This is a genomic window from Occultella glacieicola, from assembly GCF_004353825.1.
Taxonomy (GTDB): domain Bacteria; phylum Actinomycetota; class Actinomycetes; order Actinomycetales; family Beutenbergiaceae; genus Occultella; species Occultella glacieicola.
The window spans coordinates 87,620-103,912 of the sequence record NZ_SMNA01000003.1 but is presented as its reverse complement, the minus strand read 5'-3'; the positions used below and the strand labels follow the sequence as shown (position 1 = coordinate 103,912).

Here is a 16,293-nt window from a genome sequence, read left to right as displayed (position 1 = left end):
TGGACCACTCACCTACGCTCGTGCGTATGCCCGACGAGTCCCTGCCCGCGGCGGCGCCCCTGCGGGTCATGACCTTCAACGTCAAGTTCGACGACGTGGACGATCCGCGGGCGGCGTGGGCCGGGCGCCGCGCCGCCGTCGCCGACCAGATCACGGCCTCGGGCGCGGGCGTCGTCGCCCTGCAGGAGGTGCTCGCCGGACAGCGTGACGACCTGGCCGCGGACCTACCCGACTACACGGTGCTGGGCGTCGGTCGTGACGACGGCGCTCGGGCCGGTGAGGCGGTGCCCCTGCTGGTCCGCTCGGATCTGACCGTCCTGGACGGCGGTACGTTCTGGCTCTCCGCGACCCCGGAGTCCCCGAGCGGCTTCAACGCGGGGGCGCTGCCCAGGATCTGCACCTGGGCGCACGTGCGACTGCCGGGCGACGAGGTGCCCGGCCGGGGCCTGCACGTCTGGAACGTCCACCTCGACCACCTGGACGAGTCCCTGCGTAGACGCCAGCTCGCCGTCGTGCACCGGCGGACGCGGGCCGTGGCAGCGCGAGGCGCCGGGCCCGCCCACGTCCTGCTCGGGGACTTCAACGCCGGTCCCCGCTCCACGACTCTGACGGACACCCGGCAGGCTGGGTGGCAGGAGGCCCGCAGCACGTCGCGCGCCCTGCCCACGGGCCCGGCGGGCACGTTCCACGACTGGACCCCCGGTGCGGCGCTCGAGGAGGCGAACGCCCGGATCGACCACGTCTTCGTCCGGGGCGGCGTCACCGTGCACGCCTACGAGACGGTCCGGCCCACCACCGCGGTAATCCCGAGTGACCACTTCCCCGTGGTTGTGGACGTGACCGTTCCGGCCTGATCGACGTCAGGGCTCCCGGTCCCGGTCCCTGGAACCGGGGGTGACCGGTGTCGGTCCCACCGGACATAATCGTCACCTCCCATCCGGCTCGGCATGAAACGGGGATCTCCCATGCAGGCGTGGCGCACCGACTCCGAACTGGCCGCGGCCCGCCGCGATCTGGCCGCCACCATCCCGGGGTACGTGGCTCCCGCGGCCTACGGGATCGCGCGCGTGGACTCCGGCGAGCTCACGTTCGGTGCCGTCAACGCCGTCGGAAGCTCCCATCGTCTACCGGCGGTCGTGCTGGCCTCGGTGTGCGGATACATCGACCGAACCGGCACCTACCCGCTGACCCGCGAGCAACTTGCTGCCGCCGCCGTGCTGCTCGCCCCGGCGGAGGCGGCCACGCATGTGGATCACCCGAACCTGTGGTCCTGGCGCGAACTGCTCGCCGACGCCGAGCCGTCGAGCGACTACCTGGCGTTCTTCGTCACGACCGACGGCGATGAGCCGGTGGACGCCCACGACGCCGAGTTCCGGGCGCTGCTGCGCCGGTCAGCGAGCGCGTAGCGCCGGCAACACGTGCCTGGCCAGCAGTGGGGCCAGGTCCGCGGGTGCCGCGGCGATCGGGGTCCAGCGGAGTTCGGCGATCTCACCGGTCGCGTCGGGGTCGCCGGTCAGCGCGGCGGTGAAGATCGTCGCATCCACGTGCGTGTCCGGCTCGTTCGCGGCCTCCTCGCGGAACGTCCCGAGCGGCACCAGGTCCGCCTCGTCGAGTTCGATGCCCAACTCCTCGGCGACCTCGCGGACCGCGGCCTGCGCAGGCGACTCCCCGCGGTCGAGCTTGCCGCCCGGCAGCATGAAGCGGGAGGTGCCGCGCTTGCGGACGGTCAGCAGGTGGTCGTCGGACGTGAAGCACACCGCGGAGATGGTGAGGGTGGTGGGCACCCGATCACGGTACGCCAGGGTCGCCGCCCTGGCGGTCAGGCGGCCGGATCGTGGCGGTGCGAGGTCTTCGCCCGGCGGCGTAGTGCGAGGCCCGCGGCCACGAGCCCGAGTGCGACCGCACCGAGAAGGGCTGCGGGGGAGCCGGTAGCCGCGAGGTCGTCGTCGCCGCCTGACCGAGCCTGAGGAGTGGCGCTTGGCCCCCCATTCGTCGCCGCCGCCTCGTTCGTCGCCGGTGGCGTGGCCGGCTCGGCGGTGGGTCCGGGATCCTCGAGCACGAGCCAGGTGGTGCAGGCCGCGCTCGTGGCACCGTCGGAGTCGGTCACCTCGACCCAAGCCGCATACGGGTCACCGGAGGTGAGCGTGAACTCCAGCTCCGCGGTGCCGGCAGTCGCGTCGAACTCGAGCGGGTTGGTGACGTCGGCGGGCCGGTCGGCGGGGTCGACGGGTGGTGAGCAGGTGGCCTGCAGGTCGGCGTACACACCCACGAGGGCGCCGAATCCCGCATCCCGGTCGGCGACGGAGGGGTCGTCGATGGTGACCGTGACGAGGAACGGCTCGTTCAGGCCCACCGTCGCCGGCGCGGAGACCGTGACTGTCGGTGCGACGTTGATGACGGTGACGTCCGCCGTGTCGGTGACGGTCAGGACGCCATCGGTGGCGGATACCGCGAACGTCGCGGTCGCCGGGCCGTCCGCGAGCCCGAGCCCCTCCAGGGCGGCCGCGTCCAGGGTCGGCGTAGCGCCAGTGGCGTCGTCGAAGCCGCCGTCGCCGTCCAGATCCCAGGTCAGCGTCGCGCCAGGCAGGTCCGTGGTCGCCGCGAGGGTCAGCGGGCTGCCCTCGTCGATCGCGTACGGCCCGCCGGCGTCGACGCTCGCCGTGGTGATGGTGAGGGACCAGCCCGCGAGGGAGCCGGAGTCGAACCCGGTGTCGTCGATCACGTACAGGCTCCACGACCCGTTCGGGTCTGTGCCGGCGAACGCGTCCGCGAACGTCGTGTGCTCCGACGGGTCCGGGCCCGGGGAGAAGATGTCCTCGACGGGCGGGATGACGTCCACGTCAGTGGGCAGGTAGGAGCCGGCAGGGTCGAGGATGTCGGGGACCGGTTCGGTGGCAGCGTCCGTCAGCGTGAACGTCAGGTCGTTCGCGTACCCGAGGGTGTCGGAGAGCACCACGAGGTTGTCGCCCGACGGGCTCTCGAGCAGCACATCCGCATCGCCGAAGAACTCATGGCTGATGCCCTGCAGCGTCACACTCACGTCGACGACCGGCCCATCCAGGCCGCTCACGGTGATCACGGACGGGAAGGGGGCCGCCGGCTGATAGTCGAGCTCAAGCTGCGCCGCCGGGACCAGGATCGGTCCGTCCGAGGACGTGAAAGTGGTCGGCCCGTCGGCGATCGCCGGATCCGCCGTGGCGGTCGCCCCGACCGCGGCCGCGAGAGCCCCCAGTACGAGCAGCTCGACCCGGGCACGTCGTCGCGATCCATGCATGGCATCTCCTCAGCCGGGCGCGCGCCGGGCGCACCACGGTGGCTCATCCTGCCACCGATCGGCTCATTCCGTCACGGCATCCGAGGTGTGCCGCCCGCGCCGTCGCAGTTGGCCGTCGTGCAGCTCGACCACCCGGTCCGCACGGGCCATCAGCAGCGGGTCATGGGTGGAGACCACGGCCGCTAACCCGCGGGCATGGGTGAGGTCGGAGAGCAGTTCCATGATGGTCGCCGCGGTGCCGGAGTCGAGCTGGCCGGTCGGCTCGTCCGCGATCAGGATCTGCGGCTCGGTCACCAGCGCGCGGGCGATCCCGACGCGTTGCTGCTGCCCGCCGGAGAGCTCGTACGGGCGCTGGTTAGCGTGCGCCCCGAGCCCCACGAGTTCGAGCGCGGCGGCGACTCGCTCATCGCGCTCCTTCGGCTCGGTCTCGAGCAGTCGCAATGGCACCTCGACGTTCTCGGCGGCGGACAGCACCGGGATCAGCCCGAAGGACTGGAAGATGTAGGACAGCTCCCGGCGACGTACGTCGAGGGCGTGCGCCTCCGCCATCGCGGTCAGTTCCCGCGTCCCCAGGTGCACGGTGCCGGCGGTCGGGGCGTCCAGGCCGCCGAGGATGTTCAGCAGCGTGGTCTTGCCCGAGCCCGAGGGTCCGCGGACCACCAGCAGTTCGCCGGTGTGCAGATCGAGGCTGACGTCCTCGAGGGCCTGCACGTCACCGGACGGGCTCGGGTAGACGCGGCTGATCCCGGTCGCCGTCAGGGCGGTGGTCGCCGTGGTCATCGGGTCCCCTCCGGCTCGGGTCGCTCGCTCGGCTCGGCGCGGTTCGCGTCGTCGCTCCCGTCGTTCGAGGCGCCCGACGGCGCAGCCTCACCCTGGTCGGTCGGCTTCGGGTCGTCCGTGGTGTCCCGCCAGACGCCCACGTGGTCCGGCTCGAGGGCGAGCCGCACCCGCTGCTTCAGTTCGAGGGCGTCGACGAAGTCGTGCGGCAGCTGCATCCGGCCCACCTTGTCCAGCACCGCGAACTCCTCGGCGATGTGCTGTTCCTGGCCATGCTCGTCGGTCTCCCGGCGGCGCAGCACCTCGGTGGAGGTGCGCCCGTCGCGGATCTGCACGGTGCGCCGGACGTGCTCGGAGACCGTCGGGTCGTGCGTCACGATCAGGACGGTCACGCCCAGTTCGGCGTTCACCGCCCGCATCGTCTCGAGGACCTCCACGCTCGTGGCCTCGTCGAGTTCGCCGGTGGGCTCGTCCGCGAGCAGCACCTTCGGGGAGTTCGCCACGGCGACCGCGATCGCGACCCGCTGCTGCTCACCGCCGGACATCTCGGTCGGCTTGCGGTCGCGGCAGTGCTCCACCCCGAGCAGGCGGAGCAGGTGCTCGGCGTGGGGGACCGACGCCGTGCCGGCCAGGGACATCGGCAGGCACACGTTCTCCAGGGCGGTGAGGTAGGGCAGCAGGTTCCGTGAGGTCTGCTGCCAGACGAACCCGACCGTGTGCCGCTGGTAGTTCACCCGGGCCCGCCCGCGCATGGTGAGCAGGTCGGTGCCGGCCACGCTCGCCTTCCCGGCCGTGGGGGTGTCCAGGCCGGAGAGGATGGTCAGCAGCGTGGACTTGCCGGAACCGGACGCGCCCACGATCGCGACCAGGTCGCCGGCCGCGACGTGCAGGTTGAGGCCCTGCAGCGCCTGTACCTCGATGCCGTCCGCGGAGAAGATCCGCACCACGTCCTCGCAGACGATCTCCCCGCCGCGCGGTGGCGCCTCGGCGGCGGGCGTCGTCGTGTCGGTGGTGGTCATTGGGCATCTCCGATCCGCAGCACGGACAAGGACAGTCGGCGGGCGATCCCGCTGGCGAGTACGACGCAACCGGTCAGGATCGCCACGACCCCGGCGATCACCCCGACCAGGAGCAGAGGGTCATAGATGATCGGCGGCTGCGCGTCGTCACCCGTGAAGGGTCGCAGATCCACCGTGGCGCCCACGAGCTGGGGCAGTGCCAGCCCGAGCGCGGCGCCGACCACGATCGCCACCACCGTCAGCGGCGCCGTCTCCCAGGCGACCAGGCTCCGAGCCAGACCGGGGCCGACCCCGAGGGTGCGCAGCACGGCCATCAAGCGGCCCCGCGCCGGTGCCGCGAGCACCAGGGTCATCACCAGCGCCACGATGCAGAGCAGCACCGAGACCACGAGGGCGATCACGAAGCCACGGATCATCGACCCGGCGCTGGGCGAGGCGAAGACATCGGCCGCATTCTGCGCCGGCGAGGTGACCTGACCCTCGCCGCTGACGACGTCGTGCAAGGCCCCGGCGACGAGCGCTGGGTCCGCGTCGTCGGCGACGTCGACCAGCAGCAGCCTGGGGGACAGGTTCTGCCCGGTGGCCTCGCGGAGCAGGTCGAGGTCCACGATCGCCCAGGACCTGCCCTCCGCCACGCCCGATGCGGCCTCCGCCTGCCCCACGACGCTCACCGGGACCGCGTCCGAGAAGACGAGTTCGAGGGGTACGTCGGTCTCCACCTCATGTCCGGTGGACACCACGATCGGCAGCGTATCGCCGTCGGGCGTGGCGAGTTCGGAGACGTCCAACGCGCCGGGGACATCCTCCTGGACCCGGGCGAGGGCGTCGGAGTCGACGGCGTACAGGTCGAGTCGGCGGATGGTGCCGTCCTCGCTGAGCGGCGTGTTCGGGATCGTGGTCACCGCCGCGACGTCCGTCACGCCCTCGGTGGCGGCGATCTGCGCGATCAACTCCTCGGAGTACACCGGGCCGGACATCCGGATGTCCGCACCCGCGTCCGCCAGGGCGCCACTGTCCGTCCCCGCACGCAGCGTCGTGATCATCGTGGTGGAGAACACCGCGATCGAGATCCCCACGATCAGAGCCAGCATCGGCACTACTCCCGCGGACCCCTCCCGGATCGCGCGAGCGGACCCGAGGAAGCCGCCGAGCCGCCGCCGGGACCGGGTCAGGGCATGCACCATCCGGAGCGGGACCGGGTACAGCCGCAGCGCGATCACACAAGCCGCAAGGGCCAGGAGCAGCGGCGTGGCGGTGGCGACCGGGTCCGCCTGCGCCGTCGCGTCCCCGATCCCGCGCTGGAGCATCAGGTAGAGCGCCGCGGCCGCCAGGGCAAGCACCACCACTTCCACGACCCACCGCCACTGGCTCGTGGACCTGGCGCTCAGATCCGGCCGGGATGCCCGCAGGCTCGGCACCGGCGTCGTGGCGAGGAACACGGCCGGCGCGAGAGCGGCTGCGGCGGGCAACAGGTAGTCGGTCCAGCTCGGCTGCGGACTGGGCACCGCGAGCGTCGCAACCGCGGCACCGAGCGCCGCTGCAGGTAGGCCGAGCACGAGACCCTCGACGGCGAGCATGCCCCGGACCTGGGCGCCGGAGCCGCCGCGCGCGCTGACCAGCGCCAGCGTGGTCCGGCGCCTTGACACGGCGAGCCGGGCCCCGAGCGCGAGGATCGCGAAGGTGACGCCCGCCGGCCCGGCCGCCACCATGGTCAGCACTGCCGCGGTGCCCTGCCAGCGGGCCGTCGCACCGGCGAGGACGTCGGTCAGGCCGCTGGCGAACCGGACTTCGACAGGTGGACCCTGGCTGGAGTACTCGAGATTCTGGGGCGTGCCGGTGAAGGAGCGCAGGTCCGCGATCAGTGCCGGGGTGTCCGTCGTGGTCGCCTCGATGGGGATCCAGAACTCCGCGCTCATCACCGCCAGCCCGGTGGCGTTCAGCCATCCGACCGTGTCCGGGTTCACGTATCCGGTCGCGGTCAGGTGCAGACCGGTGTTGGGATCGTCGATGATCAGCGGTCGCACCGTGTTCAGCTGGAACTCCCACTGGGGGTCGGCCGGGTCCGCCGGCTCGAAGATCCCGCTCAACCGCAGCGGGATCTCCGCGCCACCACTGAATCCCTGCGGCAGCGTGAGGATGTCCCCGACCGCGAGACCCATCCGCTGGGCACTCTCCACCGACAGCATGATGTCCGTGGCCGGGAAGCCGTCTGCCAGGACCGCCTCCCACCCCTCCTGCGTCTGCACGGCGTCGAGGAGGTCGTCCACCGGCGATGGGGCCGGGAGGTCTCCCTCGACCGGCCGGACATGCTCGGCGATGCCGGGATCCAACCGCAGCCGCAGACCGGCACCCACCAGATCCGTGGGCAGCCCGTTCGGCAGGGTCGGCAGGACCGGCTCGTCCGAGGTGACCGAATAGCGCGGCATGCCTGCGCTCGCGGCAAGCGCGGGGCCGCCCCCGGCCACGGCGTCGGCCAGCGACGCATCGAGCCGCGACCAGGAGTCCGGACCCTGGTCGAGGAACCAGCCGCTGTAGGCACCGGTCAGCGCGCGGACCGGTGCCGGAGTCTGCTCGATCTGATAGTTGATCTCGTCGTTGAACGTGGTCTGCTGCAGGCGCGGCCAGGCCGTGAACAGGCCGGCCGCGACCAGGACGATCAGCGCGAGCGCGATCGACGCACCGGGTGAACTGGCCGCCTGGCGGCGCATCAGGGAGAACCTCATCGGATCTCCTCCCGCCACGTCGTGTCGAGGGCCTGGGCTCGCACGCGGCGGCCGTACCAGAACGCCACGCCGGCCACGGTCGCGACGATCACGCCGAGCAGGGCGAGGCCGAGCGGCAGGTCGAATCGGAGCCCGAGCGGCACCGCCTCGGAGATCTGGGGCGTGGTCGAGCGGACCAGGTCCACCATGACGAGCCACGAGACGCCGACCCCGGCCGCGATGCCGGCCAGGACGGCGCCGAGTTCGAGTCCCAGCAGTTCCTGACGTCGTGACCTGGCTTGCTGACCCGACCCGACCCCGACGGCGCGCAGCACCACCACCTCACCCCGGCGAGCTGCGGCCTGGGTCAGCGCGACAGCTGCGACCGCCGGGATCGCCAGCAGCAGCGCGCACACCGCGGCCACCCAGTACACGGTGCGCGCGGGCGCGGCGATCGGATCGGCGGAGCCGTCGGAGCCCAGCTGCACCTCGGCGCGTGCGTCGGCGACCGCACCAGCCGCCGTCGCCACCTCGGCCGCCGCTCCGGGTTCCGCGTCCATCCAGATCTCGGTGATCGCCGGCACGTTCTCGGTGGACCGCAGCATCAAGCCCGTGAACGTGGGCAGGTCCGCCAGGGCCGCCGCCGGGTTCGAGTTGCCAGGCACGACAGCAACCTCGCCCGCGGCCTCCATGCGCACCGTGACGCCGTTCACCAGCACATCGGTGCCGCCGGGCAGGATCAGTCCCTCCCAGGTGGGCGTGGTGACGACCGGCAGGGTGGGCCGCTCGGTGACCGCCGGCATGAACCGGACCGGTTCGGCGCGCTGCGTGCGCCCGGCGAAGCCGATCTCGGGCCCGATGCTCAGCACCGAGGCGGACAGGACACCGTCGTCGCCGGGGGTGATCGTGGAGGTCGGATCAGCCAGCGGGAGGGTGTCCGGGGTCCAGTCCGCACCGACGTCGGCGAGCAGGTCGATGCCCTCCGCCGTGAGAGAGTCCACGGCGAGGTCGTAGTCGGTGACGACCCATCCGGAGTCGATGACGGCGTCGACGGCCACCAGACGCCAGGAGCCCGCCGGCACCACGAGGGTCGTGGTGGTGGTCACGGGATCGCCCTGTCCGGGGACCGTGACGATCTGTGCGCTCTGGTTCTCCTCGTTGAACTCGAAGGCACCCTCGGCGCGCGCGATCGTCACGTCGGACTGCAGGCGCACGAGTTCGACACCGTCGAACAGCCACAGGGCGAACTGGACCTGTCGGCTCGGTCGGTCGCTGAGGTCGCTGGACCGGGCCGCCACTGTGGTGGTCAGTGACAGTTCGGCGGCGCCCGCCGGCACCTCTGGTCCGCTCAGCACGTCGGGGTCCGCGCCGAGGAGGTCGGCCACGGCGGCCGGGTCCAGGACCGTGCTCGGGGCCGAGCCCACGCCGAGGTCGGCGGCCGGCATCACCGTGAGCTGCCCGTCGAGTTCCTCCTGACGCATCGAGGTCTGCAGCACCCCGGTCGCCCCGACGACGTCGGGCAGGTCCACGTAGGAGTTCACCCCCCGCGGGCTCGCCCCCGCCACCCGGGAGTCGTAGGTCACCCGGACGTCCGCGCCGTTGCCCACCTGGGCGGACATCGTTCGAAGTTGCGTCCAGGTGCCCGCGTACCCGGCCGCGAGGGTGGTGATCGCGGTAGCGAGCACCACGAGGATCACCGGGACCGCGTTCAGGGCGATCCGCCGGGCCGTCTGACGCAGCGGCATCGCGGGGGAGTAGGAGCGGCCGCGTGCCGCCCGGGAGGCGAGCCACGCCGTGACCGGCCCGGCCAGCGCCACCGCGATGAGCGCGACCGCGAGCAGTCCGAGCGCGGGGCCGACCACGGCGAGTGGATCCGGGACGGCCGTGCCCGGCACGAGCGGCGAACCGTTCAGGGTGAAGCGCCACAGCGTGAACGCCGCGGCGAGTACTACCAGCACCAGCGCGCCGCCGGCCATGATGGTCGAGGAACGGCCGCTCTCCGAGGTCGGCCGCAGGCCACGCAGGGCCGCAATGGTGCCCACCCCGGTCAGGATCAGCGCCGTGACCAGCGCGACCGCCGCTGCGATGGCCACGATCGCGAGCGGGCGTGCCCCCGCGCGAGGTCCGAAGGACAGCAGCACGATCACGGCGCCGAGCGCCGCGCCGGGCACGGCCAGGAGCGCGGCCTCGGCCGCGCTCATCCTGATCATCTGGTCGTTCGCCGCTCCACGCGAGCGCAGCACCCGGGTCTCGCGCTCACGCAGGGCGGCGAGGAGCCGGGCGATCTGCCAGACGGCCACGAGCGAGACGAGGGCGACGATCACCAGCGGGATCGTGGTCGCCGCGTCCACAGCGGCGAGGCCGGACGCGGCGTCGTCGAGCGTGCTCGCCAGCCCACCGGTCACCGTGAGCCCGCGGACGTCCACCCCCGCGTCGTTCATGGCCTGCTCGAGCCCGGCCAGACCCGTGCGCCACCCCGGCAGGTCCGCATCGGTCACGGTCGGGGGAGGCGTGATGGTCCACCGGACGTGTGGCACGGAGCCGAGCTGGTCGAGAGCCGGCGTCGTGACGATCAAGGGACCGAACTCACCGGTGATCGGGTCGGTGCCGCCGGCAGCGAGTGCCTCGCCGGACCAGTGCGGGTGCTCCGGATCGGTGGCCCGCCACGTTCCCACGAGCGTCAGGGAGGCCTGGGCATCCTCGACGCCGAGGCCGATCACGTCGCCGACCTCGAGACCGAGGACCTCGGCGGCGTCCGCCTGCAGCGCAGCCTCGGTGGGTTCGGTCGGCCACGCGCCCTCGGTCAGGTCCGCGAAATCGGTGATCGACTCGTCGACGCCCAGCACGAGGGTCGCTTCGGAACCGCCGGCCGGGTCGGCGTCCGCGCCGGTGCCGTCGGACGTCGCACCCGAGGCGACCGGAACCCCGACGGTACGCAGGGTGCGCCAGACGAGTGCGTCGTCGGGCAGTTCCGCCGCGATCACCGCACGTGCGGCCGTGTCCTGGTCGACCCCGTCGCCGTCGAGGCGCGTCTGCACCGTGGCGGTCGACCGGGCACCGCCGGCGTCGGCCAGGACGGTCCGGACCGCCGCAGCGGACGCGGTGTCGAGGTAGGTCACCGTTCCGGCCAGTGCCGCCGTGACCAGCGTGGCCATCAGGAGCAGGACCGCCACGATCGCGGACCGGGCACGTGTACGCCGCAGCGCGTAGGTGTAACGCTGCATCCGCCGCCCCTCGTGGCCCCGTAGTCACCGTGAAGGGTGCATCGTAGCGTCCCGCGCTGGGCGCTCGGCGCGGCTCAGGCAGGCCGGTCACCCTTGCGTCGGGCTCGGTCGGGTTCGTCGAGTCCTGGCAGCGGCTTGCTCCGGAGCCAGGCTGTGAAGAACTCCTCCAGGTCCACGCCAGCGAGCTCCTCGGCGAGGTCCGTGAACATCCGCGTGGTCACGCCGCCGTGCCGGTTGGCGGTGGCCCAGGTCCGCAGCAGGTCGAAGAACGGCCCGTCGCCGACACGTAGCCGCAGCGCGTGCAGGAGGAGTGCGCCGCGCTTGTAGATCCTGTCGTCGAACATCAGCTCCGGGCCCGGGTCGGCGAGCACCAGATCCTGGTCGAGGCCGGCGAGCCGCTTCGCCTGCCGGGCCGCGTGCTCGGCCGCCGTCGGGCCGCCGCCGGCCTCCGACCACAACCACTCGCTGTAGCAGGCGAAGCCCTCGTGGAGCCAGATGTCGCTCCAGTTCATCAGCGTGAGGCTGTTCCCGAACCACTGGTGCGACATCTCGTGGGCGACGAGGCGTTGAGTCTCCCAGTCGGTGCTCAGGTGGTTCGTGCCGAAGATGGACAGGCCCTGCGCCTCGAGCGGGATCTCCAGATCGTCCGGGGTGACCACCACGGTGTAGCCGCAGGAGAACGGGTAGGGGCCGTAGAGGCGCTCGAACAGCGCGAGCATCTCCCGCTGGCGCGCGAACGTTGCCTTCACCCGGCCGTTCGACCCGACCGGTTGCGCGACCCGCAGGGCCGGGGACCCGCCGTCGTCCTTGAGGGTGTACCGCCCGATCTGCACCGTGGCCAGGTACGTGGCCATCGGCTCCGGCGCCTCGAACGTCCAGGTGGTACGGCTGGACCGGCGGCGGTTGCCGGTCAGGGTGCCGTTGGCGACCACCACGTACTCGTTCGGCGCGGTCACCGTGATCGTGTAGCTCGCCTTGTCCGAGGGGCGGTCGTTGCACGGGAACCACGACGGCGCCCCGTGCGGCTGGGAGGCGACGATCGCTCCGTCCTCGAGCTCCTCGAAACCGGCCTCGCCGTCGATGCCCGGCACCGTCTCCGGTGGGCCGTCGTAGCAGACCGTCACCACGAAGGCGGTGCCCGCCGTGATCGGATCGCGCGGCTTGACGACGAGCCGGCCGCCGCGGTGGGTGTACTTCGCGCTGGTGCCGTCCAGACGCACCTTCGTGACCCGGAGAGCGTGCAGGTCGAGGGCGAACCTGGTCAGGTCCTGCTGGGCGACGGCGTTGATGACGGCGGTGCCGTCCAGGTGGTGCACGCCGGGCCGGTAGTCGATCTCGATCTGGTAGGCGTGCACCGAATAGGAGGTGTCGCCGTGCCCGGGTACGTAGGGGTCGGCGCCCGGTGGTGCGCTCACCCGGCCACCCGCACGTTCTCCTCGTCCCACGGCCCGATCGGGTTGCCGACCCAGCGGGTCTTGTCCGGCACCGACTCGCCGCGCATCACCAGAGACATCGGTCCCACGGTAGCGTGCCGGCCGAGCGTCGCCGACGGCAGGATCACGCTGTGGGTCCCGAGCGTGGCACCCGCGCGGAGGCTGACCTGCTCGAGGGAGAGCACCCGGTCGTGGAACAGGTGGGTCTGCACCACGCAGCCGGGGTTCACGGTGACCCCGTCACGCAGCTCGACCAGGTCCATCTCGGGCAGCCAGTAGCTCTCGCACCAGACGCCGCGGCCCACCTTCGCGCCGAGCAGCCGCAGCCAGAGGTTCAGCACCGGGGTGCCCAGGGTGGCCCGGGCGAACCACGGTGCGGCGACCACCTCGGTGAACGTGTCGGCGAGCTCGTTGCGCCACACGAACGTGCTCCACAGCGGATGGTCGCCCACCCGGACCCGACCGATCAGCAACCACTTGGCGGCCACGGTCACGCCGGCGGCCACGGCGCCGCCGAGGATCAGGACCACCCCGGTTCCGGCCGCCGGCAGCCACCGGACGGACAACGCGAGGGCCTGCACGGCCACCACCACACCCAGCCCGATCGCGGCCGCGACCATCACCGGGACCACCCGGCACACCTCCACCAGGGCCCGCGCCACCCGCAGTCGCGTCGGCGGGGCGTACGTGCGTTCCTCGCCGCCCTCGGCAGCGGCCCGGCGCAGCTTCGTGGGCGGGCTGCCCAGCCAGGACGTGCCGGACTTGGCCTTGGTGCGGCGCGGTGCGGCGGACAGCACCGCGACCAGACCCCGCTTGGGGACCTTCCGGCCGGGCGCCGTCATCCCGGAGTTCCCGACGAACGCGCGTTTGCCGATCTTCACGTGCTCCGCGCGCAGCCACCCGCCGCCGAGCTCGTAACCGCCGAGCAGCGTGTCATCGGCGAGGAACGCGCCGTCGGCCACGGTGGTCAGCGACGGGACCAGCAACACCGTGGAGGCCTCCACGTCCTTGCCGATCCGGGCCCCCAGGAGTCGCAGCCAGGTGGGCGTCAGCCAGCTCGCATACAGTGGAAACAGCCAGGTGCGTGCCTCGTCCAACACCCGCAGCGTGCTCCACACCTGCCACGCGACCCGCCCATGGACGGGGTGCGGGCCGGGGTCGAGCCGGATCGAGAATGCCCGGACCGCGACCAGCACCAGCAGGGCGAGCGAGACCAGGCCGGCGAGCGTGGCCGGCGGCAGCCAGGCCAGCGCGGTCAGGGCGGCCTCGGCGAGGGTCGGTGCACCGCGCAACGCGGGGGCGACGACCGCGATCGCGACGCCGACGGCGGCCATCGGCAGGGCGGCGAGCAGGACGGCGGTGAGGCCGTACGCGAACTGCCAGCCCCGGTGCCGGCGGGGCTGCTGGTCCCCCCAGGGGCCGCGCGCCTTCCGGCGGTGGGTGGCGGGGGAGCCGGACCACTCCTCGCCAGCCGGGACCTCGCCGGAGACCAGTGAGCCGGCGCCGATCTCCGCACGGGCGCCGACCACGGTGCCCGGCAGCAGCATGCTCCGGGCCCCGATCCGGGCCTGGGGCCCCACCTCGATCCGGCCCAGGTGCAGGGTGTGACCGTCGAGCCAGTACCCGTTCAGGTCAACCTCGGCCTCGACCGAGGACTCCCTGCGCAGCGTCAGCATCCCGGTGATCGGCGGGATCGTGTGCAGGTCCACGCCCCGCTCGACGGTGGCGCCCAGGGTCCGGGCGTACCACGTCATCAGCGGGGCGCCGGAGAGGTTGAGCACGCCGATCTCCTCCGCCACCCGCTCGGCGAGCCAGAGCCGCAGGTGCACCTTGCCACCACGTGGATAGGTGCCCGGGGTGAGGCCGCGCAGGATGATCCGGGCGAGCGCGGCGGTGAGCAGGATCCGACCGGGCGGGCTCAGGAACAGGACCCATCCGGCCAGCACCCACCACCAGGACAGCGTCGGCAGCCAGGCCAGGTCCAGGGCGGTCGCGGCGAGGTTGTTGGCGGCCGCGATCCAGGTGAGCCAGCGCATCCCGCCGAGGGTGCGCAGCGCGAACGTGGCCAGCACCTGCCCCACCTGGGTCTTCACCGGCACCGGGTGCACCGGTTCGTTCGTGCGGGAGGTGGGGGCCGCCAGGTCGTCGAGGTAGGCGGCCAGCGCACCGATGGTCGGCTGCTCGTAGACGTCCGCAACGGTCACCTCGGGGTAGCGATCGCGCAGCCGGGCGACGAGCTGGGCGGCGGTGAGGCTGGCGCCGCCGAGGTCGAAGAAGTCGTCGCCCGGGCCGGAGGCTTCGACGGCGAGGATCTCCGCCCAGAGCCCGGCGACCCACGCACCGGTGCCGGCCAGTGCGGACCGTTCGGCCGCCGTCGGGGTTGCGGTCGGGACCGGCCACGGCAGGGCGTCCCGGTCGATCTTGCCGGAGGTGCGGGTGGGCAGGGTCTCCACCGGGGCGAGCCGCGGGACCAGGGCGGCCGGCATGCTCTCGCGGAGCCGGGCCAGCGCCGCCTGAACGTCGAAGCCAGGGTCGACGGTGAGGTAGCCGACGAGCAACTGGTTCCCTGACGAGGTGGAGCGCACGGCCGCGGCGGCCCCGTTCACGCCGGGCAGGTCCAGCAGCGCCGCATCGATCTCGCCGAGTTCGATGCGCCGTCCACCGAGCTTGATCTGGTCGTCGATGCGGCCCGCGAACAGCAGGCCCTCCTCCTCGTGGGTGACCAGGTCGCCGCTGCGGTAGGCCCGTTCCCACCCGAGCGTGGGCATCGGGGCGTACTTCTCGGCGTCCTTGGCCTCGTCGAGGTAGCGCGCCAGGCCGACCCCGCCGATGATGAGCTCCCCGGTGCCGCCCGCGGGCACCGGCATCCCCCGGTCGTCGACCACGGCGAGGTCCCAGCCCGCGAGCGGCAGTCCGATCCGCACCGGCGGCTGCCCGGTCAGCCGCGCGGCGCACGAGACCACGGTCGCCTCCGTCGGCCCGTACGTGTTCCAGACCTCCCGGGTGGCGGTCGCGTACCGGGCCCCGAGCTCGGGCGGGCACGCCTCGCCGCCGAGGATGAGGAGCCGGACGTCGTCGAGCGCCTGCGGCGGCCACAGCGAGACCAGGGTCGGCACCGTGGACACCACGGTGATCCGGTTCGCCACCAGCCACGGCCCGAGGTCCATGCCGCTGCGGACCAGGGACCGTGGCGCCGGTACCAGGCAGGCGCCGTACCGCCAGGCGAGCCACATCTCCTCGCACGAGGCATCGAACGCGACGGACAGCCCGGCCATCACCCGGTCGCCGGGGCGCAGGGGGTCGGCCCGCAGGAACAGGTCCGCCTCGGCATCCACGAACGCGGCGGCGCTGCGGTGCGAGACGGCCACGCCCTTCGGGGTGCCGGTGGACCCGGACGTGAAGATGATCCAGGCGTCGTCGGTCAGCTCGGGGCCCGAGACCTCGACCGGCCCGTCGCCGGTTCGCTGCGCGGTCACGACGAGGTCGTCGCCGATCACCGCGGCCACGCCGGCCTCGGTGAAGACGGTCCGGGCCCGCTCCTCCGGGTCGTCGGCGTCGACCGGCACGTACGCGGCGCCGGCGAACAGGATCCCCAGGATCGCGGCGTACAGGTCGGTGGTGCCGGACGTGATCCGCACGCCGACGCGGTCCCCCCGGCCGACGCCCGCCTGGGCGAGGACCTCGGCGATCGTCGCGGCCTCGTCACTGAGATCGGCGTAGGTGAGCATCTCGGCGCCGTTGTCGATCGCGGGCGCGTCCGGGTGCCGGGCGACGACGTCGCTGAAGATGTCCACCAGGGTGCGTGGCAGGGGCGCCCGGTCGGCGGCCAACAGGGTCAAGGCAGGGTCCAACTGGGCATGGCGC

At 72.7% G+C, this 16,293-nt stretch carries 10 protein-coding genes; 2 read left to right on the top strand and 8 right to left on the bottom strand.

What is annotated here, in order from left to right; translation table 11 throughout:
- Positions 1–26: 26 nt before the first annotated feature.
- Both EXU48_RS06075 and EXU48_RS06070 read left to right on the top strand, forming a co-directional pair.
- Positions 27–854 (top strand): endonuclease/exonuclease/phosphatase family protein, encoded by an 828-nt coding sequence (locus EXU48_RS06075; protein WP_133106755.1) that lies wholly within the window; start codon positions 27–29, stop codon positions 852–854.
- Between the two features lie 111 nt (positions 855–965).
- On the top strand, positions 966–1,406 hold the full coding sequence (locus EXU48_RS06070; RefSeq protein ID WP_133106754.1) for a hypothetical protein: 441 nt from the start codon (positions 966–968) through the stop codon (positions 1,404–1,406).
- Here the strand turns inward: EXU48_RS06070 and EXU48_RS06065 are convergent.
- The 8 genes from EXU48_RS06065 to EXU48_RS06030 all read right to left on the bottom strand — a co-directional run bounded on the left by EXU48_RS06065 (position 1,392) and on the right by EXU48_RS06030 (position 16,268).
- Positions 1,392–1,784, bottom strand: a complete 393-nt coding sequence (locus EXU48_RS06065) for an NUDIX hydrolase (protein ID WP_207947641.1) — start codon at positions 1,782–1,784, stop codon at positions 1,392–1,394. The two genes, EXU48_RS06070 and EXU48_RS06065, sit on opposite strands and share 15 nt — an antisense overlap.
- Before the next feature lie 35 nt (positions 1,785–1,819).
- Positions 1,820–3,274, bottom strand: coding sequence for a hypothetical protein (locus tag EXU48_RS06060; RefSeq protein ID WP_133106753.1), 1,455 nt, complete (start codon positions 3,272–3,274; stop codon positions 1,820–1,822).
- 63 nt (positions 3,275–3,337) lie between these two features.
- Positions 3,338–4,054 carry an ABC transporter ATP-binding protein gene (locus EXU48_RS06055; RefSeq protein WP_133106752.1) on the bottom strand — a complete coding sequence of 239 codons (717 nt, stop codon included), beginning with the start codon at positions 4,052–4,054 and terminating at the stop codon, positions 3,338–3,340.
- Positions 4,051–5,070, bottom strand: a complete 1,020-nt coding sequence (locus tag EXU48_RS06050) for an ABC transporter ATP-binding protein (protein ID WP_133106751.1) — start codon at positions 5,068–5,070, stop codon at positions 4,051–4,053. Before EXU48_RS06050 ends, EXU48_RS06055 begins: the two co-directional genes overlap by 4 nt.
- Positions 5,067–7,793 (bottom strand): ABC transporter permease, encoded by a 2,727-nt coding sequence (locus EXU48_RS06045; RefSeq protein ID WP_133106750.1) that lies wholly within the window; start codon positions 7,791–7,793, stop codon positions 5,067–5,069. The genes EXU48_RS06050 and EXU48_RS06045 overlap by 4 nt, the downstream gene beginning before the upstream one ends.
- Positions 7,790–10,996, bottom strand: coding sequence for an FtsX-like permease family protein (locus EXU48_RS06040; protein WP_133106749.1), 3,207 nt, complete (start codon positions 10,994–10,996; stop codon positions 7,790–7,792). The genes EXU48_RS06045 and EXU48_RS06040 overlap by 4 nt, the downstream gene beginning before the upstream one ends.
- A gap of 74 nt (positions 10,997–11,070) precedes the next feature.
- Positions 11,071–12,411, bottom strand: coding sequence for a M1 family metallopeptidase (locus tag EXU48_RS06035; protein WP_133106748.1), 1,341 nt, complete (start codon positions 12,409–12,411; stop codon positions 11,071–11,073).
- Complete coding sequence (locus EXU48_RS06030; RefSeq protein WP_268958150.1) at positions 12,408–16,268, bottom strand: Pls/PosA family non-ribosomal peptide synthetase; 3,861 nt, start codon at positions 16,266–16,268, stop codon at positions 12,408–12,410. The genes EXU48_RS06035 and EXU48_RS06030 overlap by 4 nt, the downstream gene beginning before the upstream one ends.
- Positions 16,269–16,293 lie beyond the last annotated feature (25 nt).